The sequence below is a fragment of the Variovorax sp. H27-G14 genome, assembly GCF_046156345.1.
Classification (GTDB): domain Bacteria; phylum Pseudomonadota; class Gammaproteobacteria; order Burkholderiales; family Burkholderiaceae_C; genus Variovorax.
The window spans coordinates 114,187-132,669 of record NZ_JAYLVN010000006.1 but is presented as its reverse complement, the minus strand read 5'-3'; the positions used below and the strand labels follow the sequence as shown (position 1 = coordinate 132,669).

Here is an 18,483-nt window from a genome sequence, read left to right as displayed (position 1 = left end):
GTCGGGCTTCTCTGTCAGGCCAAGGCCAACTGGGTGTTGCCGAGGCGGAACACGCCCACGACTTCAGACAGGCTGCCGGCCTGCTCCTGCAGCGACTGGGCGGCGGCCGAAGCCTCTTCCACCAGCGCGGCGTTCTGCTGCGTGACCTGGTCCATCTGCGAGATGGCCTGGTTGATCTGCTCGATGCCCGAGGTCTGCTCCTGGCTGGCGGAAGTGATCTCGCCCATGATGTCCGTCACGCGCTTCACGCTGCCCACGATCTCGTCCATGGTGCGGCCCGCTTCAGCCACCTGCTTGCTGCCCTCGGCGACCTTTTCCACCGAGTCGCCGATCAGCGTCTTGATTTCCTTGGCCGCTGCGGCCGAGCGCTGCGCCAGGCTGCGAACTTCAGACGCCACGACCGCGAAGCCTCGGCCTTGTTCACCGGCACGAGCGGCTTCCACCGCCGCATTCAGCGCGAGGATGTTCGTCTGGAACGCGATGCCGTCGATCACGCCGATGATGTCGACGATCTTCTTCGACGACGCATTGATGGAGCCCATGGTGTCGACCACTTGCGAGACCACGCTGCCGCCCTTCACGGCCACTTCGGAGGCCGACACGGCCAGCTGATTGGCCTGGCGTGCGTTGTCGGCGTTCTGCTTCACCGTCGAAGTCAGCTCTTCCATCGAAGCAGCGGTCTGTTCCAGCGAACTGGCTTGCTCTTCCGTCCGCGAAGACAGGTCCTGGTTGCCCGCCGCAATCTGCCCCGACGCCGTGGCAATGGTTTCGCTGGAGTCCTTGATCTTTCCGACGATCGAGGTCAGCTGTGCCTGCATCTGCTTGATGGAATGCAGCAGGCTGCCGTCACGCGCCGCGTCGGCCTCCACTGCCAGCGACAGGTCGCCATTGGCGATGCGGCTGACCACGTCGGCCGCGTAGGCCGGCTCGCCGCCGAGCTGGCGCGCCAGCAGGCGCGCAACCACCACGCCCAGGCCCACGCTCACCAGAATGCCAGCCAGCGCCAGCACCACCATCATCAGACGCGAGGTCTGGTAGGTGCCGGCGGCATGCTCGGCGCTTTCCTTCGCAAGCGCCTTGCTGTGCGCGACCATGCCCTTGAGCACGTCTTCCACACCGCGCGATTCCCTCAGCAGGCGCGTGCTGTCTTCGGTCACCTGGTTGTCGAACTGCGAGCTGTCCAGCGGCTGCTTGAACACCAGCGCCACAAAGTCGGTCATGTGCGCCTTCAGCGGGCCGACCAGGGTTTCGAACTGGCCGTAGAGCTTCTTGCCCTCCTCGCTCTCCTCGAAGAAGGGCTTCACCTCGGCGGCGCGCGCCGACAGGCTTTCCATCGACGCCTTGAGTTCGTTGGCGCCCGTGTTGCGCTCGCCGCGCGTGCCGGCCGACAGCAGCGTGACCTGGGCACGGCTGGCGTACAGCAGGTGGATGTTGGCCTCCTGAATGGCCTGCAGCGCCTGCAGCTCGTTGGCGTACAGCCGCTGGGTGGCGTCGCTGATGCGGCCCATGTGATAAATGCCGAGCGCGCTGACCGCCGCGCCGATGGCCGCAACCACCAGAAAGCTGAGGATCAGCCTGACGGTCACGCGCAAATTCTGGAACCACTGCATTTGATTTCTCCGTTTTTTTATTGGGGTGCGAGCGCGGCAAACTGCCCGTGCGGTGCCGCGCCGCCCGTGCGGCTGCCGTCCAGGCGAAACACGCCCACGACCTGAGACAGGTTCCCGGCCTGCTCCTGCATCGATTGCGCGGCGGCCGAAGCCTCTTCGACCAGCGCGGCGTTCTGCTGCGTGGCCTGGTCCATCTGCGAGATGGCCTGGTTGATCTGCTCGATGCCCGAGGTCTGCTCCTGGCTGGCCGCGGTGATCTCGCCCATGATGTCGGTCACGCGCTTCACGCTGCCCACGATTTCTTCCATCGTGCGGCCCGCTTCCGCCACCTGCTTGCTGCCGGCCTCAACCTTCTCCACCGAGTCGCCGATGAGCGTCTTGATTTCCTTGGCCGCCGCGGCCGAGCGCTGCGCGAGGTTGCGCACTTCGGAGGCCACCACGGCAAAGCCGCGGCCCTGTTCACCGGCACGTGCGGCTTCCACTGCCGCGTTCAGCGCGAGGATGTTGGTTTGAAACGCGATGCCGTCGATCACGCCGATGATGTCCACGATCTTCTTGGACGACGCATTGATCGAGCCCATGGTCTGCACGACCTGCGACACCACGCTGCCGCCCTTCACCGCCACTTCAGACGCGGACACGGCCAGCTGGTTGGCCTGGCGTGCGTTGTCGGCGTTCTGTTTCACGGTCGAAGTGAGTTCTTCCATCGACGCCGCAGTCTGTTCCAGGGAGCTGGCTTGTTCCTCGGTGCGCGAAGAAAGGTCCTGGTTGCCCGAGGCAATCTGATTGGAAGCCGTGGCAATCGTGTCGGTGCCCATGCGCACCTCGCCCACCACCTTGGCCAGGCTGGCGTTCATCTCGCGCAGCGCATGCATCAGCTGCCCGGCCTCGTCGCGGCTCTCGACCACGATGTGGGCGCTCAGATCGCCGGCGGCCACCGTTTCGGCGACCGTCACGGCGCGGCCCAGCGGGCGCACGATGCCCAGCGTGAGGCGCCAGGCAAACAGCGCGCCCACCACCAGGGCAAAAGCGGACAGCACCAAGAGCATGGTGCGGCCCGCCGTGTAGTCGCTTGCGATGCCCTTGGCCGCGGCATCGATCTTCTCGCGCTGGTGGCCGGCCAGCGCTTCCACCGCGCCGCTGTAGCCGGCCAGCGCGTCGGTGAACTGGGTCTCGACCATGGTGTTGGCTTCCGCCTGCTGGCCGCCGTCTTTCAGCTTGCCGATGACGCCCAGCGTGTCGAGCACCACCTTGCGCGCCGCCGCCACCTTGGCGTAAAGCGCCTTCTCGTCGGGCGTGTCCAGCATGGTGTCCAGCTGCTTTTGCACCGGGTTGATGCGCGCCGAGCCTGCGGCCTGGGTCTTGGCGAAGTAGGCCACCACCTGCGGGTCGGTCGCCTTGACCATCGCGAAGCTGGCCACGGTGTTGGAGCGCACATTGGCCAGCCATTCGGTCGCCAGGCGCTCCTTCACCAGTGCCTGCGTCACCATCTCGTCGGTCGCCTTGCCCACGGCGGTGAGCCGCAGCACGCCGATGCACGCGATGAGTGCCATCAGCAGCAGCGTCACCGTGAAGCCGAGGCCCAGACGGGTGCCGATTTTCAGATCCTTCAGACTCATTGCGCGCTTCCTTCAATAACGGGGGGACGGGTCACCCTCTGTTATCGGCATCAGGTCGCCAGACTTGAGACCTTTTTTCTCAAAACTCCGTCCAATCGCCTTTCGCGTCGCTGGCCATGGCCAGTTGCGGGGCGCCGCAGGCCTTGCGGTGGGCGGGCAAGGCCTTGGCTGCGGGCCGTGCGCCCTTGCCGGCGGGGTGCGCTGGCCGCTTGGGAGTGATTGGGGTGATTGGGGTGATTGGGGTGATTGGGGTGATTGGGGTGATGCGCGTGAAGCTCGGGCGCGCGGGCGCCATCGCTTCGCCGCCGAGCTTGAACACGCTGACGGTCTTCACCAGGCTGCCGGCCTGTTCCTGCAGCGACTGGGCAGCGGCCGAAGCCTCTTCGACCAGCGCGGCGTTCTGTTGGGTGACCTGGTCCATCTGCGAGATGGCCTGGTTGATCTGCTCGATGCCCGAGGTCTGCTCCTGGCTGGCCGAGGTGATCTCGCCCATGATGTCCGTCACGCGCTTCACGCTGCCCACGATTTCGTCCATCGTGCGGCCGGCTTCTTCCACCTGCTTGCTGCCCTCTTCGACCTTCTCCACGGAGTCGCCGATGAGGGTCTTGATTTCCTTGGCTGCCGCAGCGGAGCGCTGCGCCAGGTTGCGAACTTCCGAAGCCACGACCGCAAAGCCACGGCCTTGCTCACCCGCACGCGCGGCTTCCACGGCGGCATTCAACGCGAGGATGTTGGTCTGGAACGCGATGCCGTCGATCACCGCAATGATGTCGACGATCTTCTTGGAGGACGCGTTGATCGAACCCATGGTGTCGACCACTTGCGACACCACGCTGCCGCCCTTCACTGCAACAGCGGAGGCCGACACGGCCAACTGGTTGGCTTGACGTGCGTTGTCAGCGTTCTGCTTCACGGTCGAAGTCAGTTCTTCCATCGACGCCGCGGTCTGTTCCAGCGAGCTGGCCTGTTCTTCGGTGCGCGAAGACAAGTCCTGGTTGCCCGAGGCAATCTGGCTCGATGCCGTGGCAATCGTGTCCGTGCCGATGCGCACTTCGCGCACGATCCGCACCAGGCTTTCGTTCATGGCCTTCAGCGCGAGCATCAGCCGGCCGGTTTCGTCTTTCGAATGCACCTCGATGCGCGAGCTGATGTCGCCCGCGGCCACCTTCTCGGCCACCAGCACGGCCTCGCCGATCGGGCGGGTGATGGTGCGCGTGATGAACCACGCAATGGCGGCGCCCGCCAGCACGGCCAAGGCCCCCAGCGCGAGCATCAGGTTGCGCGCCCATGCGTAGGCGGCGCCGGCCTCCTCGTTGGCCACGCGCGACAGCCTGCCTTCATGCGCGGCCAGGTTGTCGAGCTCGCCGAGCGCGGTCTTCACGGCCGGCTGGAACTTGGTGATGAAGATCGCGGTCGCTTCTTCGTTCTTGTTCTGCAGTCCCAGTTCCGACAGCGCGGTGTGCAGCGGAAAGAGCACGCCCACCTTCTCGTCGATGCCGGCCAGAAGCGCCTTGCCCGCGGGCGTGATGAGCAGCTTGGCCAGCGCGGTGCGCGACTCGGTGAAGCTGTCGCGCGCGGCGGTGATCTTCTTGCCTTCCTCGCGCATGGCCGCCTCGTCGCTCAGCAGAATGAGGTTGCTGTCGAGGATCGCGATGTCGCGGATCGCGTCCATCATCTTGTTGACCGAGGCCACCTTCACGTTGTTGTTGGTGACGATGCCGTCCAGCCGCGACTGAATGCCGCCCATGGCGTTCAGGCCCAGGCCGACCAGGCCGGCCAGCAACAGGAGCACCGCGGCAAAGCCGATGCCGAGACGGGTGCCGATCTTGAGATTGAGGAGTGAGTTCATGAAAAGGTCAGGAGTCGCTTGCTTTGAAATTCTGAAAAACGCGGTCCAGCCGCTGGCTGACCAGATCGGCGTCGCGCGCGGAGCGGGCCAGGGCGCGCGTGATGCACCAGGCGATGAGCACGCCGGCCAGCAGCGCGGTCACGCCCAGCGCAAACACCGCGTGAAGGGCCCACTCGTAGCCGGCGCCGGCCTTGAAGCCAAGGCTCAGGGCCGCGGCCAGCATGAAAAGAAAAACGGCAAAGCCGCTGCCCAGGCGAAGCGCCAACTTGGGACTGAGACGGGAGCGCACGGGTTCGGTACTTCAGGCCACCTGGGCTGTTGTGGGTTCATCGGCGTCGAGCTTGAAAGTGCTGACGGCGCGCACCAGGTTGTCGGCCTGCTCCTGCAGCGACTGGGCAGCGGCCGCAGCCTGCTCCACCAGCGCGGCGTTCTGCTGCGTGACCTGGTCCATCTGCGAGATGGCCTGGTTGATCTGTTCGATGCCGGAGGTCTGCTCCTGGCTGGCCGAGGTGATCTCGCCCATGATGTCGGTGACGCGCTTCACGCTGCCCACGATCTCTTCCATGGTGCGGCCCGCTTCGGCCACCTGCTTGCTGCCCTCTTCGACCTTCTCCACGGAGTCGCCGATGAGGGTCTTGATTTCTTTGGCCGCCGACGCGGACCGCTGCGCCAGGCTGCGCACTTCCGACGCCACCACGGCAAAGCCCTTGCCCTGCTCGCCCGCACGCGCGGCTTCCACGGCCGCATTCAGCGCGAGGATGTTGGTTTGAAACGCGATGCCGTCGATCACGCCGATGATGTCCACGATCTTTCTGGACGACGCATTGATCGACCCCATGGTGCCCACCACTTGCGACACCACGTTGCCACCCCGCACCGCCACCGCGGAGGCGGACACGGCCAGCTGGTTGGCCTGGCGTGCGTTGTCGGCGTTCTGCTTCACGGTCGATGTGAGTTCTTCCATCGAAGCAGCGGTCTGTTCCAGCGAACTGGCTTGTTCTTCGGTGCGCGAAGACAGGTCCTGGTTGCCCGCGGCAATCTGCCGCGAGGCCACCGCGATCGAATCGGTCGAGGCCTTGATGCGCGTCACCAGGTCGGTGAGCGTGTCTTCCATGTCGCCCATGCCGCGCAGCAGCCGGCCGAAGTCGCCACCGCGTTCGGTTTCGAAGTCCTGGCTCAGGTCGCCGGCCGCCACGGTCTCGGCAATCAGCAGTGCCTCGCCGATCGGCCCGACGATGCTGCGGGTGAGCACCCAGGCCACCACCGTGCCCACCACCAGCGAGAACATGGTGAGGCTCAGCACATAGATGCGGCCCGAGCGGTACTGCGTGTCGATGTCGGCGGCGGTCTTGTCGATGTCTTGCTGCTGTTGCGCCAGCATGGCGCGAATGCTCGCGTCGTAGGCGTCCAGCGCGGGCATCAGTTGCGCGTCGGTGAGCTTTGCGGCCTCGTCGGCGCGGCCGTCGGCCTTGAGCTTGAGCACCTGGTTGCGCAGCGCCACATACACGCCACGCTTTTGCTTGATGTCCGCGCTCAGCGCAAGCTCGGCCGGCGTGTCGAGCATGTCTTCCAGCTTCTTCTGCGTTTCGCTGATGACGGCGCTGGTGGCGGTGATGTTCTTCTGCAGATAGGCCTGCACGGCGGGGTCGCTGCTCTTGAGCAGCGAGAAGGTGCGCACGCTGTTGGTGCTGGTGCCCAGCTGCCAGGCCGCGGCCAGGCGCTCCTTGACCAGCGAGCGCTTGGCCATCGACTCGGTGGCCGCGCCCACGCCCTGCAGGCGCAGCACGGCAATGCCAGCGGTGATGAGCATCAACGCCAGCACCAGCCCAAAACCGACGCCCAGGCGCCGACCGATCTTCCAATTTTTCATGTGTCTCTCCCGCGAACCCTGTCTGTCGTTTTTTTCCGAGGTGCTGTCGTGTGCGCGGTCAGGCAGCCATCTTTTCGATGAGGCCCATTTCGTCGCTGGACATCAGGCGGTCGATGTCCACCAGAATCAGCATCCGCTCGTCCAGCGTGCCCAGGCCGATGAGGTAATCAGCGTCCAGCGCGGCGCCCAGCTCCGGCGGCGGCTTGATCTGCTCGGCCGTGAGCGTGATCACGTCCGACACGCTGTCCACCACCATGCCCACCACGCGCCCACCGATGTTCAGCACGATCACCACCGTGAACTGGTCGTACGTCGGGTCGCCCAGCTTGAACTTGATGCGCATGTCGATGATCGGCACGATGATGCCGCGCAGGTTGACCACGCCCTTGATGTAGTCCGGTGCGTTGGCAATGCGCGTCACCGCGTCGTAGCCGCGCAGCTCCTGCACCTTCTGGATGTCGATGCCGTATTCCTCTTCGCCCAGCTTGAAGGTCACGACCTCCAGGCGGCCGGAGGCCAGTTGTTGCTGCTGCTGTTGTCGGTGGGCGGTGCCCGCAATCTCGTTCATGGGAGTCCTTGGTGTGGTGGATGCCGCCAGGGCATTGCGGGCATTTCAGGCATGGGCCGGGCCGCGCGCGGCTCAGCTGAATTTCTGCATGATGCGAACCAGCTTTTCGCCGTACTTCGGATCGGTGGCGTAGCCCGCGCGCTGCAGGCCGTGCGCCGCGGCCGCCGGGTCGTCGGTGGCCAGCACGTTGGCATAGCGCGGGTTGCGCGTGATGAACTGCGCGTAGTCGGTAAAGGCTTCCTGGTAGGAGCCGTAGGCGCGGAACTTGGCGCGCACCTTCTGCGGCTCGCCGTCGACGAATTCGGTGGTCATGGTCTCGACCGTCGCGCCCTTCCAGCCCTTGTCGGCCTTGATGCCGAACAGGTTGAAACTCTGCGTGCCGTCGTCCGCGCGAATCTCGCGCTTGCCCCAGCCCGACTCCAGCGCGGCCTGCGCCAGGATGAGTGGCGCGGGCACGCCGCTGGCCGTGCTGGCCGCTTGCGCCGAAGGGCCCATGCGGCCGACGAATTCATCGACCTGGCCTTGCAGGGAGGCATTGGCCCCGCTCGCACCATTCGAGCGGCGGTCGCCGTTGATCTGGTACGCGCTCAGGTCCGCCGGAGCGGCCACCCGGTTGGCGGGCGCCGAGCCAATCGGAATGCCCGCGTTCGGCCCGTACGGCAGACCGCCGCGCGGCTCCAGCGACATCGGCTTCATGCCGATGGCTGCGTCGCCTTCCGCATCGGGCGGACCCGAGGGCATGGTGCGGCGCAGCTGCGCGAGCATGGCCTCGGCCAGGCCCACGCCGCGCCCCGAGAGGTTCTGCGACAGCTGCTGGTCGAACATCGACTGATAGACCTTCTGGCTCTGGCTGTCGAGCATGCCGCTGGAGGGCGTGGCCTCGCGCATGCTCTTGAGCACCATGTTCATGAACATGGCCTCGAACTGCCGCGAGACCTGCTGCAGGCCTTCTTCCGGCGTGGTGCGCACGGTGCGGCGCAGGGCATCGACGCCCTGCACGTCGAGCGCAAAGCGCTGGTCTAGCGCGCCGGCGCGGCTGGCCGCGTCGGTGCCGCTCCAGGCGCTGCTGGTGGATACGGTCATCGCATCGTCCTCAGATGATTTCGAGCTCGGCGCTCAGGGCGCCCGCCGACTTCATGGCCTGAAGAATCGACACCAGGTCCTGCGGGTTGGCGCCCAGGCTGTTCAGGCCCTTCACCACGTCGGCCAGCGACGCGCCACCGCGCACCATCTGAATGGCGCCGCCGCCCTGGTTCACTGAAATCTGCGAGGTCTGCGCCACCACCGTGCTGCCGCCCGAGAGCGCGCCCGGCTGGCTGATGACCGGCTCGGTGTTGATCACCACCGACAGGCTGCCATGTGCAATGGCGCAGTCGCGCACGCGCACCGCCTGGTTCATCACCACCGACCCGGTGCGCGCATTGACCACCACGCGCGCGCTGGCCTGCGTGGGGGTCACTTCAAGGTCTTCGAGCTTGGCGAGGAAACCCACGCGCTGCTGCGGCTCGGGTGCGCGCACGCGGATGGCGCGCGCATCGATGGCCTCGGCCGTGCCTGGGCCGAACTGGCGGTTGATGGCGTCCACCGCGCGCTGCGTGGTGCCGAAGTCGGAACGGGTGAGCTCGATGGCAAAGGTGCCCTCCGCCCCCACCGGTGCCTCCACCGTGCGCTCCACCAGCGCGCCGGCCGGAATGCGGCCCGAGCTCAGCTGGTTGATCTGCACCTTGCTGCCGTTGGCCGCGGCACCGGCGCCGCCGATCACCATGTTGCCCTGCGCCACCGCGTAGGTGGCGCCGTCGATGCCCTTCAGCGGCGTCATCAGCAGCGTGCCGCCGCGCAGGCTCTTGGCGTTGCCCATGGAGGACACCGTCACGTCGATGTTCTGCCCCGGCCGCGCGAACGACGGCAGCGTGGCCGTGACCATTACCGCGGCCACGTTCTTCAGCTGCATGTTCACGCCTTGCGGAATCGTGATGCCCAGCTGCTGCAGCATGTTGTTCAGGCTCTGCGTGGTGAACGGCGTCTGCATGGTCTGGTCGCCGGTGCCGTCCAGGCCCACCATCAGGCCGTAGCCGATCAACGGGTTGTCCCGCACGCCCTGGATGGTGGCGAGCTCCTTGAGGCGCTCCGCATGCGCGGGGGCAAGACACAGGGTGCCCAGCACGGCAAGAGCCGCGATGCGCGAAGCAAGGATATTTTTCATGTTCAAAACGGCATCACGTTGAGGAAGATGCGCTGCATCCAGCCCATCGTTTGTGCTTCATCGATGTAGCCCTTGGCCGAGTACTCGATGCGTGCATCGGCCACCAGCGTGGACGGCACGGTGTTGTTGCCCGACACGGTGCGCGGATTGACCACGCCCGAGAAGCGGATGAACTCCGTGCCCTGGTTGATGCCCATCTGCTTCTCCCCGCTCACGAGCAGGTTGCCGTTGGGCATGACGTCCGTCACGGTGACCGTGATCACGCCGTTGAAGGTGTTGTTGGCATTGGCCCCGCCCTTGGCGGTGAGCGAGTTGGTGCCGCTGAGCTTGGTGTCCTGCCCGTCGAGCAGGCCGCCAATGAGCTTGGGAATGGCGGCGAACACGCTCGCGGTGCTGCCCACGCGGCTGGCGTTGGCGGCGGAATTCTTGGTGGCGTTGACCTTCTCGCTGATGAGAATGGTCAGGATGTCGCCGATGTTGCGCGGACGGCGGTCTTCGAACAGCGCGTTGGCGCCGGGGCCTTCCTGAAAAATGGCGCCGGGGGCGCGGCGCGGCTGCAGGGCCGCGTAGTTCTCGGCGCGCGCCGTCATCGGCTGGTGCACCAGCGGCTCGCGCGGCAATTGCGCGCAGCCCGTGGCCAGCACGGTGGCAACCAGCGCCAGGGCCAGCAAGGCACGCGAAAAAAGCGCACCGCCGGCCCAACGATGAAGACGCACGCCCTGCATCACATTTGCGCCAGGCGCTGCAGCATCTGGTCGGAGGTCTGCACAGCCTTGCTGTTGATTTCGTACGAGCGCTGCGTGGCGATCATGTTCACCAGCTCTTCCACCACGTTCACGTTGGAGGCTTCCACGTAGCCCTGGCTCACCGTGCCCGCGCCGTCCACGCCGGGGTTCACCTGGTTGGGTGCGCCGGAGGAATCGGTTTCCGCATACAGGTTCTCGCCCTTGCTCTGCAGGCCGGTGGGGTTCATGAAGGTGGCGAGCTGGAGCTGGCCGACCTGCACGGTGTTGGTACTGCCGGCCTGCACGACCGACACGATGCCGTCGCGGCCCACGGTCACGCTGGTGGCGTTGGCCGGAATGGTGATGGCCGGTTGCACCGGGAAGCCGCTGGCCGTGACCAGTTGGCCGTCGCGGTCGGTCTGGAACGAGCCGTCGCGGGTGTACGAGGTGGTGCCGTCGGGCATCAGCACCTGAAAGAAACCGCTGCCGTTGATGGCCACGTCGGTCGGTTTGTCGGTCTTGGTGAGGTTGCCTTGCGAGTGAATGCGCTCGGTGGCGACCACGTGCACGCCGGTACCCACTTGCAGGCCCGAAGGCAGGCGGGTCTGGTCGGACGACTGGCCGCCGCTCTGGCGCAGGTTCTGGTAGACCAGGTCTTCGAACACGGCGCGGCTGCGCTTGAAGCCGGTGGTGCCCACGTTGGCCAGGTTGTTGGAGACCACGTCGAGCTGCGTCTGTTGCGCATCGAGGCCGGTCTTGGCGATGTAGAGGGAGCGAATCATTGAGGATGTCCTGCGGGTGTTTGAAGGGGCGGTCGGCGGCGGCGCTTCAGCCGTACGACAGCAGCTTGTTGGCCGACTGCGCGTTGATGTCGGCGCTTTGCATCGACTTCATCTGCATCTCGAAGCTGCGCGCGTTGGCGATCATGGCCACCATGGCCTCGACCGGATTGACGTTGCTGCCTTCGATGGCGCCGCTGACCAGCGTGACCGCTTCGTCGGCCTGCGCGGGCTGCTGGCCCGCGCGCATGCGAAAGAGCCCGTCGTCGCCGCGCTCGAGGTCGGCGTTGGGCGGGTTCACCAGCTTCAGGCGGCCCACTTCGGCCATACCGGTGAGCGTGCCCGAGGCGGGGTCGCGCGCGGCCACCAGGCCGTTGGTGGCCACGGTCACGGCGGAGCCGGGCGGCACGGTCATTGCGCCGTTGTCGCCCACCACCGGGCGCCCGCCCATGGTGGTGAGCTGGCCGTCGGCGCCAATCTGCAGGTTGCCCACCCGCGTGTAGGCTTCGCCGCCGTCGGGCGTCTGCACCACCAGCCAGCCCTGGCCGCTCACGGCCACGTCGAGCGCGCGGCCGGTTTCGGTGATGGGGCCGTGGGAAAAGTCGGCACCGGGCGTGGTGGCGGCAACGAAGGCGCGGGTTTGCGCCTCCTGGCCGACCACGGGCACGGCGCGAAAGTTGGCAATCTGCGCGCGGAAGCCCGGCGTCGACACGTTCGCCATGTTGTTGGCGACCGTGGCCTGCTGGTCCATGACCTGTTTGGCGCCGCTCATGGCGACGTACAGCATTCGATCCACTGGGTGTTCCTGGTGTCGGTGGTTCAGTAACGCGTCAGCGGATGTTCATCAGCGTCTGCATGACCTGGTCCTGCGTCTTCACGGTCTGCGCGTTGGCCTGGTAGTTGCGCTGCGCAACGATCAGGTTGACCAGTTCGGACGTGAGGTCGACGTTGGACGCTTCCAGCGCACCCGACTGCAGCGAGCCGAGCTTGGTGCCCTCGCCCGGCGTGCCGGTGAGCGCATTGCCCGAGGCCTGCGTTTCGGCCCACACGTTGTCGCCCTTGGGCTCCAGGCCGTTGGGGTTGGCGAACGACGACAGCACCACCTGGCCCAGCAGCTTGGTCTGCTCGTTGGAGAACTTGCCGGTGATGGTGCCGTCGGGGTTGATGGAGAACGAGGTGAGCTCGCCCGAGCGGTAGCCGTCCTGGCTGAGCTTGCTCATGCCGTTGGCCGCGCCGAACTGGCTGGTGCCCGTGAGGTCGATCGATGCGGTCAGGGGCGCCGCGCCGTTGGTGAAGGTGATGGCGCCGGTGCTCAGCTTGCCGCCGACGGGCGCGGTCATCTTGCCGCTGGAGTCGAAGGTGAGCGTGCTCATGGCAGCGCCGCCGTTCAACGCCGCGCCGTCGGAGGTGCCGAACACGTCCCAGGTGTTGGCGGTGGTGGGGGACTTCACGAAGTACACCGCCACGTCATGCGGGTTGCCCAGCGAGTCGTAGATGGGGCCGACGGCGTTGGAGTAGTTGAACGTGTCGGAGTCGGCCGCGTTGAACGGCGTCTTGGTCGGCGTCTTCAGGCGCGCGTCGAGGTTGAACTCGGCGTCAACACCAGTGGTGGCCTTGGGCGTCATGGACGCGGTCGGAATCTGGATGGGCGCGGCAGTGCCGCCGCTGATGCCGCCGTTGGCGTTCACGCCGTAGCCCGTGAGGCGCAGGCCCGAGGTGTTGACGATGTAGCCGTCCTTGTCGCGGGTGAACTGGCCGTTGCGCGAGTACATGACCTCACCGCTGGTGCTGGCCAGGCGGAAGAAGCCGTCGCCGTTCAGGATGGCCACGTCCAGCGGGCGGCTGCTGGTCTGCGTCACGCCCTGCGTGAAGTTCTGCGTGACACCCGACACGGAGGCACCCAGGCCCACGCGCGAGCCGGCGTACACGTCCTGGAAGGTGGCGGCGGCCGACTTGAAGCCGACGGTGCCCGAGTTGGCAATGTTGTTGCCGATGACGTCGAGGTTGGCGGCGGCAACGCCGAGTCCGCTGATGCCCTGGGAAAAAGCCATGATGTGTCCTTGTTGCGATGCGTTGAATGGTTCAGAGGAACAGGCGCACGTCGGACAGGCCGATGTTGTTGCCCGATGCCAGTTCGAGCGTGACGCCGTCGGTGCCCTGCTTGACAGCAGCCACCTGCGAGAAAGTGAGCGAGGTGGCCTTCACGGCGGTGCTGCCGTTGGTGGCGTCCACGGTGAAGCGGTAGGTGCCTTCGGCCACTGCGTTGCCGGTGTCGTCCTTGCCGTCCCAGGTGACGGCGTTGACGCCTTCCTTCATGGCGCCGGCGCTGATGGTGCGCACCACGTTGCCCGAGGCGTCCACGATCTTGATGTCGACGTTGGCGGCCGTGCCCGGCAGCTCCACGGCAAAGGCCTGGGTGGCGGGGTCCTTGCCGTCTTCGGTCTTCTTGGCGGTGAGCGTTTCGCCCGGGGAAAGCACGTTGTAGCCAATGAGCGCGGCCGACTGCAGCACCTGGTTGGAGCCGGTCTGGTTCACCAGGCCCGACAGCGTGCTGTTGAGCTTTTCGATGCCGGTGACGGTGCTCATCTGCGCCAGCTGCGAGGTGAGCTCGGCGTTCTGCATCGGGTTGAGCGGGTCCTGGTTGTTCAGCTGCGTGACCAGCAGCTTCAGAAAGCGCTGCTCGCTGTCGGCGCTGGACACGCTGTTGTTGCTGGTGGCGGTGGCGGCGTTCTGCCCGCTGATGGAAGATGTGTCGGAGATGGCCATTGCGTTGCCTGTTGAATTTGAAAAGGGAGTTACTGGCCGAGCGTGAGCGTCTTGACCATCAGCGTCTTGGCGGTGTTGAGCACCTCCACGTTGGCCTGGTAGCTGCGCGAGGCGGAGATCATGTTGGTCATCTCCTCGACCACGTTGACGTTGGGCATGGCCACGTAGCCGTCTGCATTCGCATGCGGGCTCTTGGGGTCGAACACCATGCGCGGGGGCGACGGGTCTTCCACCACGCCGGACACGCGCACGCCGCCGATGTTCTGCATGCCCGAAGGCGCAACCTCGAACACCACCTGCTTGGCGCGGTACGGCATGCCGTCGGGGCCGGCCGCGCTCTCGGCGTTGGCCATGTTGCTGGCGGTCACGTTCATGCGCTGCGACTGCGCGGTCATGGCGGAACCCGCCACGTTGAAGATGTTCATGGATGTGCTGGGGAAGGGCATGCGCGGCTCCGGTACGTAATTCAGGCTCAGGGCGCGACGGCCGAGAGCAGCGACTTGATCTTGGCGTTGAGCACGGTCAGGTTCGACTCGTAGCGCAGCGCGTTGTCGGCAAAGGCGATGCGCTCCACGTCCATCTCGACGGTGTTGCCGTCGATGCTCGACTGGTTGGGGGTGCGGTAGAGCAGGTCTTTGTCGGACGCGCTCTGCGCCTGGCCTTCGATGTGGCGCGAGGAGGTGGTGCTCATCGACATCGACTGCGACGAACGGCCGCGCTCCACGGCGTCGCTCAGGCGCGCGCTGAAGTCGAAGTCACGCGCCTTGTAGTTGGGCGTGTCGGCGTGGGCGATATTGGCCGCAATCACCTCCTGGCGTTCCGCGCGGAGGTTGAGGGCCTCGCGGTTGAAGCGAAACGCTGCATCCAGCTTGTCGATCATCTGAGTTCCATCTGTTGAAGGGTCGCGTTTGCGCATGGCGTGGCGACAGATGGAAAGCGAGTCTATGCATGAGATGCTTTTGCAATCGTTCGAACAAAGGGGGTTTTGTGTTGTTGCTCGCACCTTCGATCCGGGTGCGAATTTCTAGAATTTCCGGGCGGCGACTTGTGCCCCCTGCTTCAGGGCGCCCCGCATTCCAAGCCCCTCAAGCCCCCTTCTTCAACTCCTGCGATGAACCTCCCCAAGCTGCGCCAACGCCTGCTGCATACCGTGCTGTTGCCTCTTCTGGCGGCCTGCGGCACGGCCTTCGCCTGGGCGGCGGAGCCTGCGCAGGATGCGACGAATGCCGCGGCCAACACCTCGCAGACCCACACCTCGCAGACCAACGCCGCCGCCGACGCCGCCATCGCCAGATACCTGCAGGTGCAGACCGCCGGCCTGCCCGGCAAGGTGACGGTTCGCATGGAAGGCCGTGGCACCGCCGTGCTGCCCGACTGCGAAGCGCCCGAGGTCTTTCTGCCGCCGGGCGCCACGCTGTGGGGCCGGGTGTCGGTGGGCGTGCGCTGCCAGACCGAGCGGCCCTGGACGCGCTATGTGCAGGCCCATGTGGCGGTGGAAGGCAGCTATTTCGTGGCCGCGCGCGCCATCGAGTCGGGCCGCCCGCTGGGCCCGGGCGACGTCACCGAACGCACGGGCGACCTGTCTCGCCTGCCGCGCACGGTCATCACCAGCGCCGCCGACCTGGCGGGCGTGGTCACGTCCAACCGCATTGCGCCGGGCGCGCCGCTGCGCAAGGAGCTGGTGCGCGGTGTCACCGTGATCCAGCAGGGCCAGGCCGTGAAGGTGGTGGCCCAGGGGCCGGGCTTTTCGGTCAGCACCGACGCCAAGGCCATGACCGGGGCCACGGTGGGCGCCGTGGTGCAGGCCAAGACCCAGGACGGGCGCATGGTCAGCGGCGTGGCCGACATGCACGGCCAGGTCCAGCTGGCCCAATGAGGCCTCGGACAATGCGGCCGTACGCTTTGTTGCACGTCGCTTCTAAAGTTCTTGCCAGCGCTGCCGATATACCGGTCAGCCCCTGAGGAATCACCTTGAAAATCGATCAACCCGCCCCTTCGGCCACGCCCCTTCACCGAACGCCCGCACCGGCCGCGGCGCCTGCAGCCACCGCAGGCGGCGCAGCCCCCGCAGATGCCGCCGCGCGCGCCAAGGAAGCAGCCCCGACGCAGTTCACCGCGCACGTGCGCACCCTGCCCAGCGCCGTGGGCGGCAACGATTTCGACGCCGCCCGGGTGGCCGCGATCCGCGAAGACATTCGCGCCGGTCGCTACCAGATTCGCCCGGAGCGCATTGCCGACGGCCTGCTGGCCAGCGTGCGCGACCTGCTCGACCCCCAGGCGGAGGCGCCGGTCGAAGGCAAGCCCCAGCCGAAGGGCGGCCAATGACCGTCTCGCTGCAAGCGCACCTGCGCACCGAAACCGCCTGCATCCAGGAATTTCTGGCCCTGCTGGACCGCGAAGCCAAGGCCATGTCGGACAACGTGTTCAACGACCTGGCCGCCATTGCCGCGCAGAAAACCCAGTTGCTCGACCGCATGGCGGCGCTGGACATCGAGCGCGAGGCGCTGCAGGTGGTGTTGGGCTTTGCGCCCGGCCGCGCGGGCGCCGAGGCTGCCGCGGCGGCCGGCGGCCCGGCCGTGCAGCAGGCCTGGGCCGCGCTGCTGGTGCTGGCCGTGCAGGCCCGCAGCCACAACCTGCGCAACGGCTCCATGGTGTATGCGCACCTGGACTTCACGCAGCAGGCCCTGCACTTTCTGCAGGCCAGCGCGCAACTCTTCTACGGCCCGGACGGCGCTCGCAAGACGCAGCCCGGCACCGGCACACGCCTCGCGGCGGGCTGAGCCCCGTCGCGCCACACTCTTTCTCCTACGTCCCTCCATGGAAGCTATCGACCCGAAGAACGCCCAAGGCTTGCGCCAGGTGGCCATGGTGGGCTGCGACCCGGCCCAGGCCCACGCCTGGGGCCAGCGCCTGCACCTGATGGGCTGCACGCCGGTGCGCTTCGACAACAGCACCGACTTTCTGCTGGCCTTGACGCACGGCAGCCAGTTCGGCCTGCTGCTGGTGGTGCTGAAGGACGAAGGCGCCTGGCCGGTGCTCACCTCCATGTGCAAGGCGCTGCGCCTGCCGATCTTCCTGGTGGCCAATGCGCTGCAGCGCGACCTGCTGACGGACGTGCTGGCCGCGGCGGACACCGAGCCCACGGGCGCCACCATCGACTTCGCGGTGCTGCCGGTGGACGACTTCGAGGTGGAGCTGCGCGTGCGCGAGGCGCTGCGGCGCAACCACACGCTGCTGCATCCGCAGTCGGTGAGCGCGAGCTTCGGCGACTACCAGTTCATCGGCAGCCGCAAGGTGGTGGTGCTCAAGGGCGAGGACATTCGGCTGAAGCCGCGCGAGTTCGAGCTGGCGCTGCTGCTGTTTCGCAACAAGGGCCGGCTGCTGGAACGCGACTGGCTGCTGGCCTCGCTGTGGATGGATTCGCGCATCGAGCGCAAGAGCCGCGTGCTCGACTGCTGCGTGGCGAACATCCGGCGCAAGCTGTCGCTGCACAAGCAGAGCGAGTTCGTGCTGCATTCGGTGTACGGGCGCGGCTACGAGCTGCGCCACCTGCCGGCGCAGGCGCCGGTTCAGGCCCAGGCGCAGGGCCAGACGCAGAGCCAGATCCCGTCAATGATCAAGACCCTGGACGGCGGGGGCTTCCCCGAGACCTCCAACGAGCCGGCCTGGCGCGTCGAGGACGAAACGCGCGCCTGGGCGGCCTGAATTCGCGCACTCGCGGTTGTCCCCGCCGATGGGGGACAACCCTGGGGACAACCGTGCGAAGTTGGGGCGAGATCGTTGCCTGGCGTGGCCTGCAACGCGGTGCCTCCCAAATGGGCAGACCCGAGGGCAGACCCCAAAAAATGATGGCCCGAAAGATGGGACGACCGCCGGCTTCGAGGAACCACCCCTGAGGGCGGGTGCCTGAGCAACCTCTACCAGCGCCGGCTGACCGTCTTGCCCAGTATCGGCACGCAAACTTAAGCCGAACTGAACACGGGCCCTGTCATTGGGTCAGGGTTTGCGCTGCACCGGCGCAATCAGCACCATCGCGCCGTCCTGCCCACGGCGAATGCGCAGCAGGGTTCCTTCCAGCAGGCGTTCCAGCGCCGCGTCGGGCGCAATCTTTCCCTTCACGCCGCGCGTGGCCAGGTCTTTCACGTCTTCCACCTTGTAGATGAGCTGCACACCCGACTGCGCAATGAAGGCGTCGAGCGCGGGCTTGAGCGCGCCGCTGCCCACGTCAAAATCGCGGGCCGCGCCCAGGGCCCACGCAGGGCCTGTCATCAAGACACCCGAGACGGCCAGGGCCAGCGCCAGGTGTTGGCTGGGCCCGGCATGGAGGGAGGAATGCTGCCTCCGGCTTCTGTTCATTTGAATGTGCTTCCCGCGGTGTGATTTTTCTTGTGACCCTTGTGAGACGAGCCAGCCACCGGTTTCCGGTAAGGCGCGCGCCGCATTTCGGTGCGCGCGCGCATTTATTTGCAAGCCGCGTTACCGGAAATTGCGCGG

At 66.5% G+C, this 18,483-nt stretch carries 20 protein-coding genes; 4 read left to right on the top strand and 16 right to left on the bottom strand.

What is annotated here, in order from left to right; genetic code table 11:
* Window positions 1-14 precede the first annotated feature (14 nt).
* The 15 genes from VLK31_RS17265 to flgB form a co-directional block, all read right to left on the bottom strand.
* On the bottom strand, window positions 15-1,610 hold the full coding sequence (locus VLK31_RS17265; RefSeq protein WP_409169640.1) for a methyl-accepting chemotaxis protein: 1,596 nt from the start codon (window positions 1,608-1,610) through the stop codon (window positions 15-17).
* Between the two features lie 17 nt (window positions 1,611-1,627).
* Entirely contained in the window at window positions 1,628-3,229 is a 1,602-nt protein-coding gene (locus VLK31_RS17260; RefSeq protein ID WP_409169639.1) for a methyl-accepting chemotaxis protein, read from the bottom strand.
* A 79-nt stretch (window positions 3,230-3,308) separates the two neighbouring features.
* Window positions 3,309-5,078 carry a methyl-accepting chemotaxis protein gene (locus VLK31_RS17255; protein WP_409169638.1) on the bottom strand — a complete coding sequence of 590 codons (1,770 nt, stop codon included), beginning with the start codon at window positions 5,076-5,078 and terminating at the stop codon, window positions 3,309-3,311.
* A 7-nt stretch (window positions 5,079-5,085) separates the two neighbouring features.
* Window positions 5,086-5,367 carry a hypothetical protein gene (locus VLK31_RS17250; protein ID WP_409169637.1) on the bottom strand — a complete coding sequence of 94 codons (282 nt, stop codon included), beginning with the start codon at window positions 5,365-5,367 and terminating at the stop codon, window positions 5,086-5,088.
* Window positions 5,368-5,379: 12 nt separating this feature from the next.
* A complete protein-coding gene (locus tag VLK31_RS17245) occupies window positions 5,380-6,948 on the bottom strand; it encodes a methyl-accepting chemotaxis protein (protein WP_409169636.1) in 1,569 nt (522 codons plus the stop codon).
* Window positions 6,949-7,006: 58 nt separating this feature from the next.
* Window positions 7,007-7,516, bottom strand: coding sequence for a chemotaxis protein CheW (locus VLK31_RS17240; RefSeq protein WP_409169635.1), 510 nt, complete (start codon window positions 7,514-7,516; stop codon window positions 7,007-7,009).
* Window positions 7,517-7,588: 72 nt separating this feature from the next.
* A complete protein-coding gene (flgJ, locus tag VLK31_RS17235) occupies window positions 7,589-8,599 on the bottom strand; it encodes a flagellar assembly peptidoglycan hydrolase FlgJ (RefSeq protein WP_409169634.1) in 1,011 nt (336 codons plus the stop codon).
* A gap of 10 nt (window positions 8,600-8,609) precedes the next feature.
* The gene (locus tag VLK31_RS17230; RefSeq protein ID WP_409169633.1) at window positions 8,610-9,719 is read right to left on the bottom strand and encodes a flagellar basal body P-ring protein FlgI; all 1,110 of its coding nucleotides are present in this window, start codon (window positions 9,717-9,719) and stop codon (window positions 8,610-8,612) included.
* A 2-nt stretch (window positions 9,720-9,721) separates the two neighbouring features.
* Entirely contained in the window at window positions 9,722-10,444 is a 723-nt protein-coding gene (locus VLK31_RS17225; protein WP_409169632.1) for a flagellar basal body L-ring protein FlgH, read from the bottom strand.
* Window positions 10,444-11,226, bottom strand: coding sequence for a flagellar basal-body rod protein FlgG (flgG, locus tag VLK31_RS17220; protein ID WP_409169631.1), 783 nt, complete (start codon window positions 11,224-11,226; stop codon window positions 10,444-10,446). The genes VLK31_RS17225 and flgG overlap by 1 nt, the downstream gene beginning before the upstream one ends.
* A gap of 46 nt (window positions 11,227-11,272) precedes the next feature.
* Window positions 11,273-12,019 (bottom strand): flagellar basal-body rod protein FlgF, encoded by a 747-nt coding sequence (flgF, locus tag VLK31_RS17215; protein WP_409169630.1) that lies wholly within the window; start codon window positions 12,017-12,019, stop codon window positions 11,273-11,275.
* A 34-nt stretch (window positions 12,020-12,053) separates the two neighbouring features.
* Window positions 12,054-13,274 (bottom strand): flagellar hook protein FlgE, encoded by a 1,221-nt coding sequence (gene flgE / locus VLK31_RS17210; RefSeq protein WP_409169629.1) that lies wholly within the window; start codon window positions 13,272-13,274, stop codon window positions 12,054-12,056.
* 31 nt (window positions 13,275-13,305) lie between these two features.
* Window positions 13,306-13,989: a flagellar hook assembly protein FlgD gene (locus VLK31_RS17205; RefSeq protein ID WP_409169628.1), complete on the bottom strand. Its 684-nt coding sequence runs from the start codon at window positions 13,987-13,989 to the stop codon at window positions 13,306-13,308.
* 29 nt (window positions 13,990-14,018) lie between these two features.
* The gene (gene flgC, locus VLK31_RS17200) at window positions 14,019-14,414 is read right to left on the bottom strand and encodes a flagellar basal body rod protein FlgC (protein WP_409169780.1); all 396 of its coding nucleotides are present in this window, start codon (window positions 14,412-14,414) and stop codon (window positions 14,019-14,021) included.
* 47 nt (window positions 14,415-14,461) lie between these two features.
* Window positions 14,462-14,869, bottom strand: a complete 408-nt coding sequence (flgB, locus tag VLK31_RS17195) for a flagellar basal body rod protein FlgB (RefSeq protein WP_409169627.1) — start codon at window positions 14,867-14,869, stop codon at window positions 14,462-14,464.
* A 231-nt stretch (window positions 14,870-15,100) separates the two neighbouring features.
* Between flgB and flgA the strand changes: the two genes are divergently transcribed.
* The 4 genes from flgA to VLK31_RS17175 all read left to right on the top strand — a co-directional run bounded on the left by flgA (window position 15,101) and on the right by VLK31_RS17175 (window position 17,694).
* Entirely contained in the window at window positions 15,101-15,865 is a 765-nt protein-coding gene (flgA, locus tag VLK31_RS17190; protein WP_409169626.1) for a flagellar basal body P-ring formation chaperone FlgA, read from the top strand.
* Window positions 15,866-15,960: 95 nt separating this feature from the next.
* On the top strand, window positions 15,961-16,314 hold the full coding sequence (gene flgM / locus VLK31_RS17185) for a flagellar biosynthesis anti-sigma factor FlgM (protein WP_409169625.1): 354 nt from the start codon (window positions 15,961-15,963) through the stop codon (window positions 16,312-16,314).
* Window positions 16,311-16,769 carry a flagella synthesis protein FlgN gene (locus VLK31_RS17180; RefSeq protein WP_409169624.1) on the top strand — a complete coding sequence of 153 codons (459 nt, stop codon included), beginning with the start codon at window positions 16,311-16,313 and terminating at the stop codon, window positions 16,767-16,769. Before flgM ends, VLK31_RS17180 begins: the two co-directional genes overlap by 4 nt.
* A 37-nt stretch (window positions 16,770-16,806) precedes the next feature.
* Window positions 16,807-17,694 carry a winged helix-turn-helix domain-containing protein gene (locus VLK31_RS17175; protein WP_409169623.1) on the top strand — a complete coding sequence of 296 codons (888 nt, stop codon included), beginning with the start codon at window positions 16,807-16,809 and terminating at the stop codon, window positions 17,692-17,694.
* A gap of 291 nt (window positions 17,695-17,985) precedes the next feature.
* Here the strand turns inward: VLK31_RS17175 and VLK31_RS17170 are convergent, their stop codons facing one another.
* Window positions 17,986-18,345, bottom strand: coding sequence for a hypothetical protein (locus VLK31_RS17170; RefSeq protein ID WP_409169622.1), 360 nt, complete (start codon window positions 18,343-18,345; stop codon window positions 17,986-17,988).
* Between the last annotated feature and the right edge of the window lie 138 nt (window positions 18,346-18,483).